14 protein-coding genes are annotated in these 15615 nt (G+C 68.7%); 7 read left to right on the top strand and 7 right to left on the bottom strand.

Annotated elements, in window-relative coordinates:
- Nucleotides 1-361: 361 nt before the first annotated feature.
- Together AC07OZ_RS27065 and AC07OZ_RS27060 are read right to left on the bottom strand one after the other, a co-directional pair.
- Entirely contained in the window at nt 362-817 is a 456-nt protein-coding gene (locus AC07OZ_RS27065) for a cupin domain-containing protein (RefSeq protein ID WP_495470140.1), read from the bottom strand.
- Nucleotides 818-843: 26 nt separating this feature from the next.
- Nucleotides 844-1782 (bottom strand): histone deacetylase family protein, encoded by a 939-nt coding sequence (locus AC07OZ_RS27060; protein ID WP_495470139.1) that lies wholly within the window; start codon nt 1780-1782, stop codon nt 844-846.
- Nucleotides 1783-2013: 231 nt separating this feature from the next.
- Between AC07OZ_RS27060 and phaP the strand changes: the two genes are divergently transcribed.
- Nucleotides 2014-2571, top strand: a complete 558-nt coding sequence (gene phaP, locus AC07OZ_RS27055) for a TIGR01841 family phasin (protein ID WP_088403355.1) — start codon at nt 2014-2016, stop codon at nt 2569-2571.
- Between the two features lie 219 nt (nt 2572-2790).
- Here the strand turns inward: phaP and AC07OZ_RS27050 are convergent, their stop codons facing one another.
- Complete coding sequence (locus AC07OZ_RS27050; RefSeq protein ID WP_495470138.1) at nt 2791-3519, bottom strand: TetR/AcrR family transcriptional regulator; 729 nt, start codon at nt 3517-3519, stop codon at nt 2791-2793.
- Between the two features lie 179 nt (nt 3520-3698).
- On the opposite strand from AC07OZ_RS27050, the gene AC07OZ_RS27045 reads away from it, so the two are divergent.
- Nucleotides 3699-5237: a methyl-accepting chemotaxis protein gene (locus tag AC07OZ_RS27045; RefSeq protein ID WP_495470137.1), complete on the top strand. Its 1539-nt coding sequence runs from the start codon at nt 3699-3701 to the stop codon at nt 5235-5237.
- Nucleotides 5238-5320: 83 nt separating this feature from the next.
- Nucleotides 5321-5890: a YdeI/OmpD-associated family protein gene (locus tag AC07OZ_RS27040; RefSeq protein ID WP_495470136.1), complete on the top strand. Its 570-nt coding sequence runs from the start codon at nt 5321-5323 to the stop codon at nt 5888-5890.
- A gap of 47 nt (nt 5891-5937) precedes the next feature.
- Here the strand turns inward: AC07OZ_RS27040 and AC07OZ_RS27035 are convergent, their stop codons facing one another.
- On the bottom strand, nt 5938-6921 hold the full coding sequence (locus AC07OZ_RS27035) for a patatin-like phospholipase family protein (RefSeq protein ID WP_495470135.1): 984 nt from the start codon (nt 6919-6921) through the stop codon (nt 5938-5940).
- A gap of 106 nt (nt 6922-7027) precedes the next feature.
- On the opposite strand from AC07OZ_RS27035, the gene AC07OZ_RS27030 reads away from it, so the two are divergent.
- Nucleotides 7028-9421 carry a penicillin acylase family protein gene (locus tag AC07OZ_RS27030; protein WP_495470134.1) on the top strand — a complete coding sequence of 798 codons (2394 nt, stop codon included), beginning with the start codon at nt 7028-7030 and terminating at the stop codon, nt 9419-9421.
- Between the two features lie 60 nt (nt 9422-9481).
- Here AC07OZ_RS27030 and pncB read toward each other — a convergent pair whose 3' ends face one another.
- Entirely contained in the window at nt 9482-10696 is a 1215-nt protein-coding gene (pncB, locus tag AC07OZ_RS27025; RefSeq protein WP_495470133.1) for a nicotinate phosphoribosyltransferase, read from the bottom strand.
- 74 nt (nt 10697-10770) lie between these two features.
- On the opposite strand from pncB, the gene AC07OZ_RS27020 reads away from it, so the two are divergent.
- Nucleotides 10771-11604: a hypothetical protein gene (locus AC07OZ_RS27020; protein ID WP_495470132.1), complete on the top strand. Its 834-nt coding sequence runs from the start codon at nt 10771-10773 to the stop codon at nt 11602-11604.
- Nucleotides 11605-11625: 21 nt separating this feature from the next.
- On the opposite strand, the gene AC07OZ_RS27015 is transcribed toward AC07OZ_RS27020, so the two are convergent.
- Entirely contained in the window at nt 11626-12051 is a 426-nt protein-coding gene (locus AC07OZ_RS27015; protein ID WP_377161224.1) for an Lrp/AsnC family transcriptional regulator, read from the bottom strand.
- Nucleotides 12052-12232: 181 nt separating this feature from the next.
- On the opposite strand from AC07OZ_RS27015, the gene ocd reads away from it, so the two are divergent.
- A complete protein-coding gene (gene ocd / locus AC07OZ_RS27010) occupies nt 12233-13312 on the top strand; it encodes an ornithine cyclodeaminase (RefSeq protein ID WP_495470131.1) in 1080 nt (359 codons plus the stop codon).
- 93 nt (nt 13313-13405) lie between these two features.
- On the opposite strand, the gene AC07OZ_RS27005 is transcribed toward ocd, so the two are convergent.
- Nucleotides 13406-14422 (bottom strand): hypothetical protein, encoded by a 1017-nt coding sequence (locus AC07OZ_RS27005; RefSeq protein WP_495470130.1) that lies wholly within the window; start codon nt 14420-14422, stop codon nt 13406-13408.
- A gap of 168 nt (nt 14423-14590) precedes the next feature.
- On the opposite strand from AC07OZ_RS27005, the gene ybiB reads away from it, so the two are divergent.
- A complete protein-coding gene (gene ybiB, locus AC07OZ_RS27000) occupies nt 14591-15511 on the top strand; it encodes a DNA-binding protein YbiB (RefSeq protein ID WP_495470129.1) in 921 nt (306 codons plus the stop codon).
- The last annotated feature ends 104 nt before the right edge of the window (nt 15512-15615 follow it).

Here is a 15615-nt window from a genome sequence, read left to right as displayed (position 1 = left end):
GTGCAATGAGTTTGTGGCGACAGCCAAAGCTAACGTAAACCCTAGGCAATGGCTTCCTCTTGCCCCAGACCCAAGCACCGAGGGGAGAGGAAAACCTGCCCACCCCCTTTGGGCTACGAAAGGTGACCCCCGAGCATGGGCAGTAGCCCTGCGGCGCCTGGATCTTGTCCAAGGGCTCCGTAAGGTGTTGTTTTATAAAAAGATCAACACTTGTCCATCCAGCGCTTCGGGGCCGGGAGGAAAAGGGCGAAGGCCTCGCGCGGCTCGGGGCCGGACGTGTCCCGGCGTGGCGGCAGAGGAGGCGGTGGCATCGGCGCTTGCGCCGATTCTCGACCGCGGTGCGGGGTCAGGTGTTGCGCGGCTACTGGAGCGGGTCGAGGACCGTGTTGCCGCCCTGCCAGTCAGCCGGCACGACATCGAGCAGCTTCAAGAGCACGCGAGGTTCCCCGACCTTGACGCCGTAATGCCGCTGGAGGATGGATTCGGCAATCACCACTCCAGGCCCGAAGACCTGCTCTTTGCGCGTGCCGATTTGGACGACGCGAAGATGCCCCTCCACGACCCAGCCAAAGCGCGGAAAGGGATGGTGGTGCTCCGCCAGGGGTCTCGCGTCGGTGATCGCGAACGTCTGGGCGATGAGCCTGTAACGGTCGGGCCATGGCAGCGGCTGGCCGGTCCAGGTCCGCTCGATCTTCCTGGCCTCCTCGACCATCATGGCCTTCTCCGTTTCGGAGATCGGTGGCAATGCGTTGGCGGACGTCGCGTGGTAAGCCACACAGTCGTGGGGCATGGGAAGGCTGACCTCGGCTGAGAACATCGGCGCTCCTTGCAGTGGAAAACCCCTCAGTCGCTCTGCCACCGCTCCCAGGCACAAGCGGCAGCCTCCAACGTCCTCATCTGCACGTCGACGGTGACGTTCAGGTCCTCGCCGTAGCCGCCGGCCATGCTCAGCGCGACCGGGATGCGGCGCTCGAACAGCGCATCCAGCACGATGCGGTCGCGGCGCAGCAGGCCGTCGGCGCTGAGCTTGAGCCGGCCGAGCCGGTCGCCCTCATGCGGATCGGCGCCGGCCAGGTAGAAGGCCAGCCCCGGCGGCCAATCCTCCATCCGATGCCAGACCTCGGCGAGCGCCGTCTCCAGCGCGTCGAGATAGACCGCGTCGCCGCAGGCGTCGGGCAGTCCGACATCCAGGTCGCTGGACTCCTTGCGGAAGGGGAAATTCTTCTCGCCGTGGATCGAGAGCGTGAACACGCTGTCGTCGTCGCGGAAGATGCTCGCCGTGCCGTTGCCCTGGTGGACATCCAGGTCGACGACCAGCACGCGCAGGCCTCGGCGGTCCGGATGGCGGCGGTGCCATTCGGCCTGCATCAGCCGCGCCGCGACCGCGACGTCGTTGAACACGCAGAAGCCGCTGCCCTTGTCCGCATAGGCGTGGTGCGTGCCGCCCGCAAGACTGGCGGCGACGCCCTCCTCCAGGGCGGCGCGAGCCGCGGCGATGGTCGCTCCGACGGAGCACATCGAGCGCCGCGGCAGTCCCGGCGCCCAGGGGAAGCCGATCTCGCGCTGCGCCGCGGCGCTCAAAGTGCCGTGCAGGACCGCATCGATGTAGTCCGGCGTGTGGACCAGCGAGAGTTCCTCCGGCCCCGCCGCCTCCGCCACCTGGGGTCGCATCACGCCGGGTGCGCGCTCCACCCGCTCGCGCAGCATCTGGTACTTGGACTGCGGGAAGCGGTGACCCGGCGGCAGAGCCAGCGTCAAATGGTCGTAATGGAAGGCGAGCATGGTGGGCACCCTAGCAGAGCGCCTGCCGCCCCGCTCCAGCACGCCGGGAGGCGTTCCTGGAAGCCTTCACAGAGGACGGAACCCGAACTTTGCTGCGATGCACAAAAAGTGCTTGCAATCATCGCCGGCGGTCCTATACTGATTCCATGCTGCACCGCAACAAATGTGTGGCGACGGCGCTCAGCCCGCCGCGTTTTCCCCGGCTGACCTCATTCCTCAAGGAGATTTCGCATGCTGACTGCTGACCAAGTGCTCGACCAACAAAAGAACCTGCAAGCTTCGTGGTTCGGCCTGACCGCCAAGGCCTTCGAAGGCTATGAAAAGCTGGTCGAACTGAACCTGCAAGTCGCGAAGACTGCCCTCGGCGAAGCCGCCGAAACCGCCCAGCAAGCCATCACGGTCAAGGATCCGCAGGAACTGTGGGCCCTGCAGACCGCGCTGCTGCAACCGTCGGCTGAAAAGGCCGTGGCCTACAGCCGCCACCTGTACGACATCGCCACGTCAACCTCCTCCGAGTTCGTCAAGCTGGCCGAGTCGCAAGTGGCTGACGCCCAGGTCAAGTTCGGCGCCGTCGTCGACAACGCGACCAAGAACGCTCCGGCTGGCACGGAAAATGCTGTTGCTTTGGTGAAGTCGGCGGTGGCTGCGGCCAACAACGCTTACGAAAGCCTGCACAAGGCCGCCAAGCAAGCCACCGACATCGCGGAATCCAATTTCAACGCCGTGACCAGCACGGCGGTGAAGGCGACCCAGACCGCCGCCCGTAGCGCCAAGCGCGCCACGGCCTGAGCGAGCGAGTTGCCGTATCGGTTGTCTCCTCGGTACCCAAGGAAGTCAAGCTTCCCAAGTGCCCTTCAAGCCCAGCTTCATGCTGGGCTTTTTTTCGCCTGTACGACTCGGGACGCCGGTCGGAGCGCTGAGGGCTCGCCCCACTCGGCATCAGGAGCACCGGCGCGGTGCTCCGGCAATCGCCCGGATGCCCGGAGCGCGGGCATCCCAACCGGAAGCTCAGTTCGAGCCCGTCGGCGACGCATCCGAGGACGCCGTCTCCACAGAGGTAGGCCGGACGCCCGACGCATGCTGTGCGAACTGGTCCGCCACGTCGCGCAACACGCCCTGCACGGTGAACTCGCGCAGCGCCTCCCGGTCGTAGAGCGGGTAGCGGGGCAGCCCGATCGTCATCATCATGAAACCCATGGTGCGCACCGACATCTGGTCGCACATCGACCGGATCACCGTCTCGCCCGGCTCGAAGCCGGCCGGCGCGCAGGCCGCGACCCGCTCCCGCATCAGTCCGAGCAGCCGGTTGTAGACAGGCTGCTGCGCCTGGCCGATCTCGTCCAGCGTGCCGGTCTGCGTCAGCGACATGTAGATCATGCGGAACTGTTCCGGGTGCCGCTCCCAGAAGTCGAGCAGGCAGCGCGTGTGCGCCTCCAGCACCTTGCGGGGACCGCGCTGGTCCTTGGAGGCATCCAGCAACTCGTCGGTCAGGGACTCGAACACCTCGATCCACAGGCCGTCCAGCAGGGCCTTCTTGCTCTCGAAGTAGCTGTAGATCGCCATCGTCGAGATGCCGAGCTCCTGCGCCAGCCGGCGCATGCTGAGCGCCTCGACGCCTTCGTCGCGGTAGATCTTGCGTGCACGCTCCAGCATCTCGCGCTTGAGCGCGGCCATCTCGGCCGGACCGCGGCGCAGCCGGGGCCGCTCGCGGTCGGAGTCCTGATCGGTGTTTCGCACGGCGTTCCTGTCCCTAGAAGTTATTGTCGGCGTACGTTATCTCATACCAAGGGTCACGTTAAATACTAACGAACCCTGGTTGTTAAGCAGCATTGCTGCTTACGTACAAGTACGAAAATAGCTGCAAACGGCATGCCCGCGCCTCTTTGCGGGTTTCTCCACCTGCAAAGAGTTCCCTCATGCTCGACCGCCTGTCCGTGGGCGCCAAGCTCAGCTTGGCATTTTTCTGCGTTCTCCTGATCACTGCCCTGCTGGGCGTCCTGGCCCTGTTCCAGCTGGGCCGTGTCAACGACACCGCCACCGACATGGCGTCCAACTGGCTGCCGTCGTCCCGCGCGGCGCAGTCGATCAACCAGGAGGTCACGCGCCTGCGCACCCGGGAGTACCGGCTGCTGCTGACGGAGGGCAATGCGCGCGCCACCTACGCCGAGAAAGTCGCGCAAGGCCGCCAGGGCATCGAGCAGCGCCTGAAGGCGTATGAGCCGATGGTCTCCTCGCCGGCCGAGGGGGAGAAGCTGCGGCAGATCCGCGCGCTGTGGACGACCTACGACGCGCACAACGTCAAGCTGGTCGAGGCCGCGGTCCGCGGCGATGATGACACGGCCAAGCGCCTGCTCGCCGTCGACAGCCTGCCGGTCTATGAAGCCATGGGCAAGGCGGTGGACGAGCTGGTCGAGATCAACACCACCGGCGCCGCCGCGGCCGACGCGCTGGGCGACCAGATCTACGACCGCAGCCGCTGGATGATCATCGGCATGACGCTGCTGGCCGTCGTGATCGGCGCGACGCTGGGCTTCGCCATCACCCGCAAGATCACGCGGCCGTTGGCGGCCTCGGTCGCGATCGCCGAAGCGGTGGCCTCGGGCGACCTGACCCGCACGCTGCGCGTGCAGGGCCGCGATGAAGTTGCGCAGTTGCAGACCGCGCTGATGCGCATGGTCGGCCAGTTGAAGTCGGTGGTCGCGCAGGTGCGCGACGGGGTCGAATCGGTGTCGAGCGCCTCCTCGCAGATCGCCGTCGGCAACCAGGACCTGTCGGCGCGCACCGAGCAGACCGCGGCCAACCTCGAGGAAACCGCCTCCAGCATGGAGCAGCTGACCAGCGCCGTCGGCCAGTCCGCCGACACCGCGCGCCAGGCCAACCAGCTGGCCGGCAGCGCCGCCGAGTCGGCCGCGCGCGGCGGCAAGGTCGTCGGACAGGTCGTGTCGCGGATGCAGGAGATCAGCGCGTCCTCGACCCGCATCGCCGACATCATCGGCACCATCGACGGCATCGCGTTCCAGACCAACATCCTGGCGCTGAATGCGGCGGTCGAAGCCGCTCGCGCGGGCGAGCAGGGCCGCGGCTTCGCCGTCGTCGCGAGCGAAGTGCGGTCGCTGGCGCAGCGCAGCGCCGAGGCGGCCAAGGAGATCAAGACGCTGATCAACCGCTCCGTGGAGACGGTGGAGGCCGGCACTTCGGACGTCGCCGAGGCGGGCCGCACGATGGACGAGATCGTCCACGGCGTGCGCCGTGTCACCGACTTGATGGGCGAGATCGCCGCGGCCGCCACCGAGCAGCGCGACGGCATCGCGCAGGTCAACCAGGCCGTCTCGAACCTCGACCAGATGACGCAGCAGAACGCCGCGCTGGTCGAGGAATCGACCGCCGCCTCCGGCTCGCTGCGCGAGCAGGCGCAACGGCTGTCGGAAGTCGTCTCGGTCTTCAAGGTCGCCTGACGGCGAACGCCGCTGGCCCTCGCCCCGGCCCGCTTCCGCAAGCGGGAGAGGGGGCAAGAAGGCGCGGGGCATACTTCCGGCCCATGGCCACCCGCACCCCGATCTTCTTCGCCAGCGCCGCGGCGTTCCGCGCCTGGCTCGACGAGCACGCCGCCACGGCCACCGAGGTCCTGGTGGGCTTCCACAAGCGCGCCACCGGCGAGCCCAGCCTCGCCTGGCCGGAGTCGGTCGATGAGGCGTTGTGCCACGGCTGGATCGACGGCGTGCGCACCCGCATCGACGACAAGCGCTACAAGATCCGCTTCACGCCGCGCAAGGCGGTGTCGATCTGGAGCGCCGTCAACATCGGCCGCGCCGAGGCGCTGATCCAGGAAGGCAGGATGAAGCCCGCCGGCCTCGCGGCGTTCGAGCGGCGGCAGGAGGAGCGCTCGCGCGTCTATGCCTTCGAGCAGCCCAAGGAACTGGTCGAGTTCTCGCCGTCGCACGAGGTGATCTTCATGCGCGACGCGAAGGCCTGGGCCTTCTTCCAGGCCCAGCCGGACGGCTACCGCCGCACCAGCATCTGGCACATCCTCAGCGCGAAGAAACCGGAGACGCAGCTCGCGCGTCTGGAGAAGCTGATCGAGGCGAGCGCGCGCGGCGAGCGGCTCTGAACACGGACACCGTCGATCGCCTGTGTTTGAAGACGCTCAGCGCGCGATCATCGGGTCCTGGCCGCGATCTTCTTCCTGATCTCCGGCAGCATCGCCGTCGCCACGTCGCGTCCGAGCGCAATGGCGCGGCGGCGCGTGGTGAAGTCCGATCCGCTGAAGCCGTCGAGCTTGGGCCTCAGCACCACGTCCGCGCCCTGCAGCTCGTACTGGTTGATCGACTTGCCCATGATCGAGAAGGTCTGCAGCAGCATGCGCATCGCATCGCCGGGGATCTTCGGATCGGGCGGCTCGCCGATGTCGACGGCGATGACGAACTCGGCCCCCATCTGCTTGGCGAAGCGCACCGGCACCGGCGCGACCAGGCCACCGTCCACGTACTCGCGGTTGCCGATCTTGACCGGCTGGAACACCGCCGGCACCGCGCTCGACGCGCGCACCGCCGTGCCCACGTCGCCCTGGCGGAACAGGATCGGCGAGCCGTCGCCCAGGTCCGTCGCGACGATGCCCAACGGCAGCGGCAACTGCTCTAGCCCGCGGTTGCCCGTCATCTGGCGCACGTATCGCGCCAGCGCCTCGCCCCGGATCAGTCCGCGCATCGGGAAGGTCCAGTCGGTGATGGCGCCTTCGTCCATGGCCTCGGCCACGGTCTGCAGTTCCTTGCCCGTGCGTCCCGCGGCATAGAGCGCGCCGACGAGGCTGCCCGCCGAGGTGCCGCAGACCAGGTCCACCTTGATGCCGTTCTCCTCCAGCACCTGGATCACGCCGATGTGCGCGAAGCCGCGCGCCGCGCCGCCGCCCAGCGCCAGCCCGACGCGCGGCGGCTTGGGGATCGGCTTGGGGGTGACGGGCGTGGGCAGCTCGGGGTCGGGTGTTGTCACGACCGGCGGCGGCGCCGACGACGGGGTGAACGTCGAGCACGCACTGAGCGCGCTCAATCCCAGCGCGCCGGCGGCGGTCAGCCAGCGGCGGCGGGAAGGCAACGCCGGCATGGCAGGGACAGGCTTGGTATGGTCGCGGTCGTCTCGGGGCATGGCGCGGGATTCTAGGGAAGCTCTGTAGCAATGCTGTTGCAGCGCGCACGCACAATCGCGGCCCGGCAATCGAGGCCCAGGATCGATGCCCGAATGAGGAGAGCACATGAGTGGAAAGAGCGCGCTGCGGCGTTGGACCGTGCGGGGCCTGGTCGGGCTGCCGTTCCTGCTGGTCGCGCTGGTCGTCGCGGCCTGGGCCTGCGTGCGGGCCAGCCTGCCGCAGCTGGACGGCGACGCCGAGATCCCCGGCCTGAGCGCGCCGGTGAGCCTGGGTCGCGACGCGCTGGGCACGCTGGTCGTCGAAGGCCGCACGCGACTGGACGTGGCGCGCGGCCTGGGTTTCGCCCACGCGCAGGAACGCTTCTTCGAAATGGACCTGACGCGACGCTCGGCCGCCGGAGAACTGTCCGCGCTCTTCGGCGCCAAGGCGCTGGAACGCGACCGCACCCGCCGCGTCCACCGCTTGCGCGCGCGGCTGACCGACCGCTTCGAAAGTCTCTCCGGCGAGGACCGGCTGCTGCTGCTCGCGTACACGGAAGGCGTCAACGCCGGACTGCATGCGCTGCCGATGCGCCCCTGGCAGTACCTGCTGCTGCGCGCCAGGCCGCAGGACTGGACACCGGTCGACTCCTTGCTGGTGATCTCGGAGATGTACTTCATGCTGCAGTCCGGCAGCTTCGACGCGGGCTTCGACCGCGCGACGCTGCGCGAGCACGCTGGCGACGCCCTCTTCGACTGGCTCAGCCCGCGCGGCGGCCGCTGGGACGCGGCGCTGGACGGCAGCCAGTTGCCGCCGCCGCCGATGCCGACACCCGCGCAACTCGACGTGAGCCGGGCGCGGACTCCCGAGTCGCCCGCCTCGGCGGCCAGCGGCCCGGCGAGCGCTCCGGCCAGCGCCTTGTCCAGCAGCCCCTCCAGCCCCGATCTGCCGGTCCTGGGCAGCAACAGCTGGGCGGTGGCCGGCTCGCGCTCGACGCACGGCGGCGCGATCCTGGCCGACGACATGCACCTGGGTCTGGGCGTGCCCAGCATCTGGTACCGCGCGCAGTTCCAGATCGGCGCCGGTCCGACCGGCCTGCGCGCCGCCGGCGTGACGCTGCCCGGCCTGCCGGCGCTGGTGGTGGGGTCCAACGGCGCGGTCGCCTGGGGATTCACCAATGCCTATGGGCAATGGTTCGACTGGATCGAGGTCCCGCCGGACGCCAAGGTCTCGACGCGCACCGAAACGATCGAGGTCCACGGCGGCCCGGCGGTGACCCTGGACGTGAGCGAGATCGACGACGCGCCGATCGTGACCGTTGAGGGCGGGCGCCGCTTCGCGCTGCACTGGATCGCCCACCAGGGCGCGGCCTACAACCTGGAACTCGACCGCATGCTGCAGGTGCGTCACGTCAGCGATGCGCTGGCGCTCGCGCAACGCGCGGGCATGCCGCACCAGAACCTGCTGGCCGCCGATCGCGACGGCCAGATCGGCTGGACCGTCGCCGGACGGCTGTGGGCGCAGCCGGGCCTGCCCGAGGGGTACGGCCGGTTCATCGCGCCGTCGGCGATGCGGCGCGACTGGCTGGCTTCCGATCGCGCGCCGCAGGTGCTGTCGCCTGCGCAGGGTCAGCTGTGGACCGCCAACAACCGCCAGCTCGACGGCGCGCCAGGCGATCTGCTCGGCGACGGCGGCTTCGACCTGGGCGCCCGCGCGCAGCAGATCCGCGATCGGCTCTCGGCCCGGGAGAAACACGACGAGGCCTCGATCGGCGCCATCCATCAGGACGACGAGGCGCGCTTCATGAAGACCTGGGCGGCGCGCCTGCTGGCGGCGGCGCGCACCGATGCCGGCGCGAATCCGACGCATCGGGCCTTCGTGCAGTTGCTCGAGAACTGGAACGGCCGCGCCGATGCGGATTCAGCGGCTTACCGCCTCGTGCGCCAGGCGCGGCTGCGCGTGCTGGACACCCTGTGGGACGCGTGGACGCTGCCGTCGCTCGGCGAGCGGCAGCTCGATCCGGCGCGGCGCATGCGCTGGCGCAACCAGTTCGAGTACAGCGCCACGCGCGCCCTCGACGAACGCCCGACACACCTGCTGCCTGCCGCGTTCGCGAACTGGGATGCGCTGCTGCTCGCGCAGCTGGACGGCGCGGTGCGCGAGATCGCGCCGGACGGCAACCTCGGCGGCGCCACCTGGGGCGCGCAGAACGCGAGCCGCATCCAGCATCCGCTGGCCAAGGCGATCCCGGCCTTGTCGCAATGGCTCGACATGCCGTCGGTGCCGCAGGGCGGCGACAGCAACCTGCCTCACGTCGCCGGCCCCGCCTTCGGGCAGTCGGAACGGCTGGTCGTGTCGCCGGGTCGCGAGGAACAAGGCTGGCTGTCGATGCCTGGCGGCCAGAGCGGGCATCCGATGTCGCCGTTCTACGGCGCGGGCCATCAGGACTGGGTCGAGGGGAAACCGACGCCGCTGCTCGCGGGGCCGGTGATCCATCGGATCACAGCCCACCGCGATTGAACGCGCGCGGCATGGCCGCGATCCATGGTCGCGGGCCGTCGCGGCATCCGATCCGAACGATCAGACCGGCGGCGGCACGTTGAACACCTGCCGCAGGTAGGCCAGGAAGGTCTGGTCCTCGCACATGGTCTTGCCGGGACTGTCCGAGAGCTTGGCCACCGGCTGACCGTTGACGTGGGTCAGCTTGATGACGATGTTCAGCGTCGGCAGGCCCACGTCGTTGCTGAGCTTGGTGCCGATGCCGAAGCCCAGCTGGACGCGGTCCGCGAAGTGGCGGTACAGCGCCAGCGCCTTCGGCATGTCCAGCGCGTCGGAGAACACGAGCCGCTTGGTGTTGGCGTCGATGCGCAGCTGGTCGTAGTGCGCGAGCGCCTTCTCGCCCCATTCGACCGGATCGCCCGAGTCGTGGCGCAGCCCGTCGAAGAGCTTGGCGAAGTAGAGGTCGAAGTCGGCCAGGAACGCGTCCATGCCGATGACGTCCGTCAACGCGATGCCGAGGTCGCCGCGGTACTCCTGCACCCAGTCCTCGAGCGCGGCCTTCTGGTGGTCGCGCAGCCGCACGCCGGTGGCCTGGTAGGCCTGCAGGTACTCGTGCGCCATCGTGCCGATCGGCACCAGGCCGAGCTCCTTGGCCAGCAGCACGCTGGAGGTGCCGCGGAAGGTCTCCGGCAGTTCGTCGCGCAGCGTGCGCAAGACCTCCTCGTGCCACGCGCCGGAGAAACGACGCCGCAGCCCGAAGTCGAAGAACTGGAACGGATGGCGGCGCGGCGCCTCCTCCCGCGTGAAGGTCCGGATCAGATCGATCTTCTGCGCGAGCCGACGACGCCCCTCCTCGATCGCGGCCGTCTGGTCGAAGCGGCGGAAGTACAGCTCGTTGACCATCGCCAGCACGAAGATCTCGAACGCCATCACGTGGACCTGCGGGCCGCGCACGACGATCTCGAGCTTCTCGCCGTCCGCGCGCACCGCGATGAACGCGCGCTGGAAGCGGAAGATGCGCAGCAGGTCGATGAAGTCGGGCTTCATGAAGCGCAGTCCGCTCAGGTACTCGAGCTCGTCGGCGCGGAAGGTCAGCGCGCAGAGGTGGTCGATCTCGCGCTCCAGGTCCGCGACCAGTTCCGCCAGCGGGTACTGCGGCGTGTTGCGGCACGCGAAGCGGTACTCGGCCTGCGCCTGCGGATACCGGTGCAGCATCGCCTGCCACATCGTGAACTTGTAGAGGTCGGTCTCCAGCAGGCTGCGGATCACCGGGGGCGTGGCGTCGGGACGGCTCATGGGCGGGGACTGTACCCGGGGGCCGCGCGGCTCGGCGATGATCGCGGCTTCGCCACACGCCGAACCCGACCTTCGTGCACGAGCCCCTCGCCCACCTTCGCAGCCTTGGCATCCTTCGTCGCCTTGGCGCCGCCGCCCTGCTGCTGATCGCCGGGGCGGTGCGCGCGCAGGTCCCTGTCGCGATCGACAAGCCGCCCGATGCCGCGGCAGCGATGAAACTGGTCTACGGGGGCAACACCTGGCGCCACGAGCGCGCGGCGGCGTTCTTCGGCGGGCGTTCGCCGACGCTGCGCGCGGAGATCCGCGAGGTCTTCCGCGGCCGCTATGTCGAATCGGACATCGACAAGCTGATGCTGGTCTACCAGCTGACGCCGGGCCCGCGCGACCAGTTCCGCTGCGCGGCGTGCGTGCCTGCGCTGGGTGCCGCCGTGCTCGCCGCCGACGAGGCCGGCCGCTGGAAGCTGCGCGCCAAGGGGCTGCTGCTGATGCCGGGCGCGCCGGGGTCCGGCGACGAGGATCTGCAGCTGCTGCAGATCGCCGACGAACACTGGATCCTGCGCAGCCGCCGCTACGACGTCGACCGCGGCCGCGAAAGCCGCACCGAACGGCTGGTGCTGGAGCGCGATGGCGAGTTGCAGCTCGGCGCGGAGCTCGGCTTCGACAACAAGCCGGGGCCGCTCGCCTGCGGCGCGACGGCGGCCCCGCAGACCTCCGGCGTCAGCGTGCTGAGTCCGGGACGTGGCCCGCGCGTGGAGATCGTGCTGCGCTTCAACGAGGGCGCCTGCAATGCGCTCCGGGCGGTGGTGCAGCGCACGCGCATGGAGCTGCGCGACGGCCGCTTCCAGCTCGAACCGGATGCACCCGAGCCGGACGACGACGACGCGCCGGCCTCCACGCCGAAACGCTGAGGCGCCTCGCCGCGCGGGCGCTCACGCCAGCTTGTACGTCTGCAGGTGGATGCTGGTCTCGGTCGCGCCGATGCCCTTGATCAGGCGCACGCGTTCCAGGATCTCGGCCAGTTCATTGAGGCTGTCGGCGCGCAGCTCGGCCAACAGGTCCCAGCGACCGTTGGTGTCGAACAGCCCCGCCACGCCGGGCTCGCCCAGCAGGATGCCGACGACCTCGCGCGTGCGGTTGCCCTCCACCGCGATGCTCATCCATGCGGTGATGTGCGGCTGGACCACGTCGGCCCGCAGCTTCACCGTGTAGCCGACGATCTGCCCGCTGTCCTCCAGCCGCGTCAGCCGGTTCGTCACGGTCCCCCGCGACACCTTCAGCTTGTGCGCCAGCGTCGCGATGCTGGCGCGGGCGTCCTGCCGCAGCAGCGCGATCAGTTGATGGTCGAGTGTGTCCATGTTGGTGCATCGACGGCCCCGCTGCGCGCGGACCGCCCAGGGTTAACCCCAAATTCACGGCAGAACGTCAGAGTTCCCTGACGAAATGCACAAGGCACTTCGATTATTGATCAGTTCTCTGGCTTCCTGCTGACACGAGGATCCGAAGAATGGAGGCATTCCCACTGCCAAGAGCCCGCCGATGACGACCCGCCTCCTCCTCACGCCCGATGTCGCCCGCGTCGTCCGACACGACGGCATCGCCCGGAGCTTCCAGACCCTCGCCCGCTACATCGCCGACGACTACGTCCGATGGAGCGAATTCGACAAGAGCGCCCGCGTCGCCAACCATTCGGACGAGGGCGTGATCGAGTTGATGCCGATCTCCGATGCCTCGCGCTACAGCTTCAAGTACGTCAACGGCCACCCCAAAAACCACCTCGTGGGCCTGCCCACCGTGATGGCTTTCGGCGTGCTCGCCGACGTCGCGACCGGCACGCCGCGGCTGCTGTCGGAGCTGACACTCAGCACGGCGCTGCGCACCGCGGCCACCTCCGCGCTGGCCGCGCAACACCTGGCACGTCCCGGCTCGCGCAAGATGGCCCTGATCGGCAACGGCGCGCAGAGCGAGTTCCAGGCGCTGGCCTTCCACCACCTGCTGGGCATCGATGAGATCCGCCTCTTCGATGTCGACCCGGCCGCGACCGACAAGCTGGTCCGTCATCTGTCGCGCATCGACGGGCTGACGCTGGTCCGTTGCCGCGATGCCGCTGAAGCATCACGCGGCGCCGACATCGTCACGACGGTCACGGCCGACAAGCGCAACGCGACCATCGTGACGCCGGACATGATCGAGCCCGGCATGCACGTCAACGGCGTCGGCGGCGACTGCCCCGGCAAGACCGAACTGCACCACGACGTGCTGGCGCGCGCCAACGTGTTCGTCGAGTACGAGCCACAGTCCCGCATCGAGGGCGACGTGCAGCAGATGCCGGCGGACTTCCCGGTCACCGAGTTCTGGCGCGTGCTGCGCGGCGAGGCTGCCGGCCGGCGCAGCGCCGACGAGGTCACGGTCTTCGACTCCGTCGGCTTCGCCCTCGAGGACTTCGCCACGCTGCGCTGGCTGGGCGACCGCGCCGAGGCGCTCGGCCTGGGCCGGGAACTCGCGCTGGTGCCGGAGATGGACGATCCGAAGGACCTGTTCGGGGAACTCGGTCTGCCCGCCCTGCCGCAGGCCGTCGCCGCCGACCAGGCCGCGGCATCGGAGCGCGCACTCGCCTGACGACATCGGCGACCCGTCGGCGGCGTCGCGTCTCCGACGTGCCCAACGAAAAAGCCGGCCCTCGGGCCGGCTTTTGCTTTCACGCGTACCGCATCAGGGCTGCGGGCACTGCAAGGCGAGGTTGTCGACGTTGCAGACCCAGACCCACTCGACGTCCGTCATCGAGTTGGTCAGCCGGACATTGAACGACGCCCCCGGTGCCGTCAGCGACATGTTCAGCAGCTCGCTGGTGTACACGAGGTCGCTCGCCGGCGGCACGTTCCGGCGCCACGGATCGATCTTGGGCCAATGCCCCAGCTTCATCGTGAACTGGCTGTTGGCCAGCAGGTACGGCAGGTTGCTGCGGACATAGCTGCCCACCGCGAATCCCGCGATGTTGGCGTTATCCGGAATCAGGGTCAGCAGGCCGACGACCGTCTGGCCGAGGTTCGCATCCTGCCCGTACAACAGCGACCCTTGCGAGTCCGCCATCAGCTGAACGGCGCCCGCCAGGATCTTGTCGTCGATCTTGTTGGCGGCGTAGTCGATCAGCAGGTCGCCGATGAAGGGCAGGACCCAGCTCAGGTTGGAATCGCATTCGGTCGACGAACCGACCTGCCCGGTCATGCCGACCGTCGGCGCGGACACGGCGCCCGTACTCGCGCCGTACTGCGCGCGGATCGTGATGTTGCTGATGGTCGCGGTGTTGATGCAGTCGAAGGTGATGACACCGAACTTCCTTCCGCTGTATTGGGTCGTGCCGCGGAAGGACAAGCCCGACAAGGTGGCCTGCATCGCGCCGCCGACCGGCTGGATGGTGATCGACAGGTCCCCGGACACGGTGCCGCCCAGATAGTTCAGGCCTTGCGCCACGGCCGCCGCCTTGAGCCGCTCGTTGAGCGCGGACTCCAGACGGGTGTTGACGCTCGCCAACTGGCCCGCCAGTCTCGGCAGCGGCTTCGGCGTGAACGTGTTGTCGACGTCCGTGTAGGAGAATGCCCCCGAGCCGGTGGACACCGTGGCGGTGTAGCTGCTCGTGCCGCCACTCGGCACCCAATGCGCCTGCGCGGCCGCTGCCACGACGCAGCCCAAGGCTGCGGCGATCGTTTTCAAAGTCTTCGAGATTTTCAAGATCACTCCCTCTTTGCGTGTGGCCTCGACGCCAGGATGGCGCCGGGCAGCAAGCGGTATAGCGGCTTCGCGCGCCGGGAGGTGCTGCGAGGATTGACATCTGGTCGGCCGTTGGCGTCCGTGGTACCGAGGCCGCCTCTAAGATGACCGCCTTCAAACGGGACCTGCATGGACTACGCCCCCCTCCTCAAGGAAATCGGCCGCGGCGCTCGAGGCGCCCGCGACCTGACGCGCGAGCAGGCCCGCGCGCTCTTCGCCGCGCTGCTGGCCGGCACCGTGCCCGATCTCGAGCGCGGCGCCATCCTGATCGCGATGCGCATCAAGGGCGAGAGCCTCGACGAGCTGCTCGGCTTCGTCGAGGCGATGCAGGCCGGCGCCGCCCGCGTGGCGGCACCGGCCGGCCCCCGGACCGTCGTGCTGCCAACCTTCAATGGCGCGCGCAAGCAGGCCAACCTGATGCCGCTGGTGGCGATGCTGCTGGCGCGCGACGGCATTCCGGTGCTGATCCATGGCCGGCACGACTTCGACAGCCGCATCAGCCCCTTCGAACTCTTCGAGGCCTTGGCACTGCCCGTCGCCAAGGACGTGGACGAAGCCGGTCGACATCTGGCCTCGAATCGCCTCGCCATCCTGCCGACCGAGGTCATCCATCCCGGCCTCGACGCGATGATGGCGCTGCGCCCGCGCATGGGCCTGCGCAACAGCAGCCACAGCGTCGCCAAGCTGCTGGACCCGTTGCCGGGTCGCAGCGTGCGCGTGGTCGCGGTGACGCATCCGGAATACGTGGACAGCATGGGCGAGGCGCTGCCTCAGCTCAGCGCCGACGACGGGCGGGCGCTCCTCATGCGCGCCAGCGAGGGCGAGGCCTACCTGCACCTGCGCCGCAAGGCCCACCTGCAAGGCTTCGCGAACGGGCAAGGCCTGGATCTCAACCCGGCAAGCAACGAGGATCTGGACTGGCCGCTCTCGACCGCCTGTGAGCCGGCTGCCAACGCCGACCTCATCCGCGCGATCCTGGCCGGCACGGAGCCTCTGCCGCCGCGGATCACCGATCAGATCGTGGCTCTACGCCGACTGGCGACGGGCTGAGGGCGCGGCCTGTGGCCGCCATCCCACCTTCGCCCTGCCTTTTGCAGGAATCTTCATATGCTTATCTGGCCATAAGCAATCTACGAATTTGTAGTTCTCATATA

The sequence above is a fragment of the Roseateles sp. GW821-FHT09G03 genome, from assembly GCF_059416045.1.
This window is presented reverse-complemented; position numbering and strand designations above follow the sequence as displayed.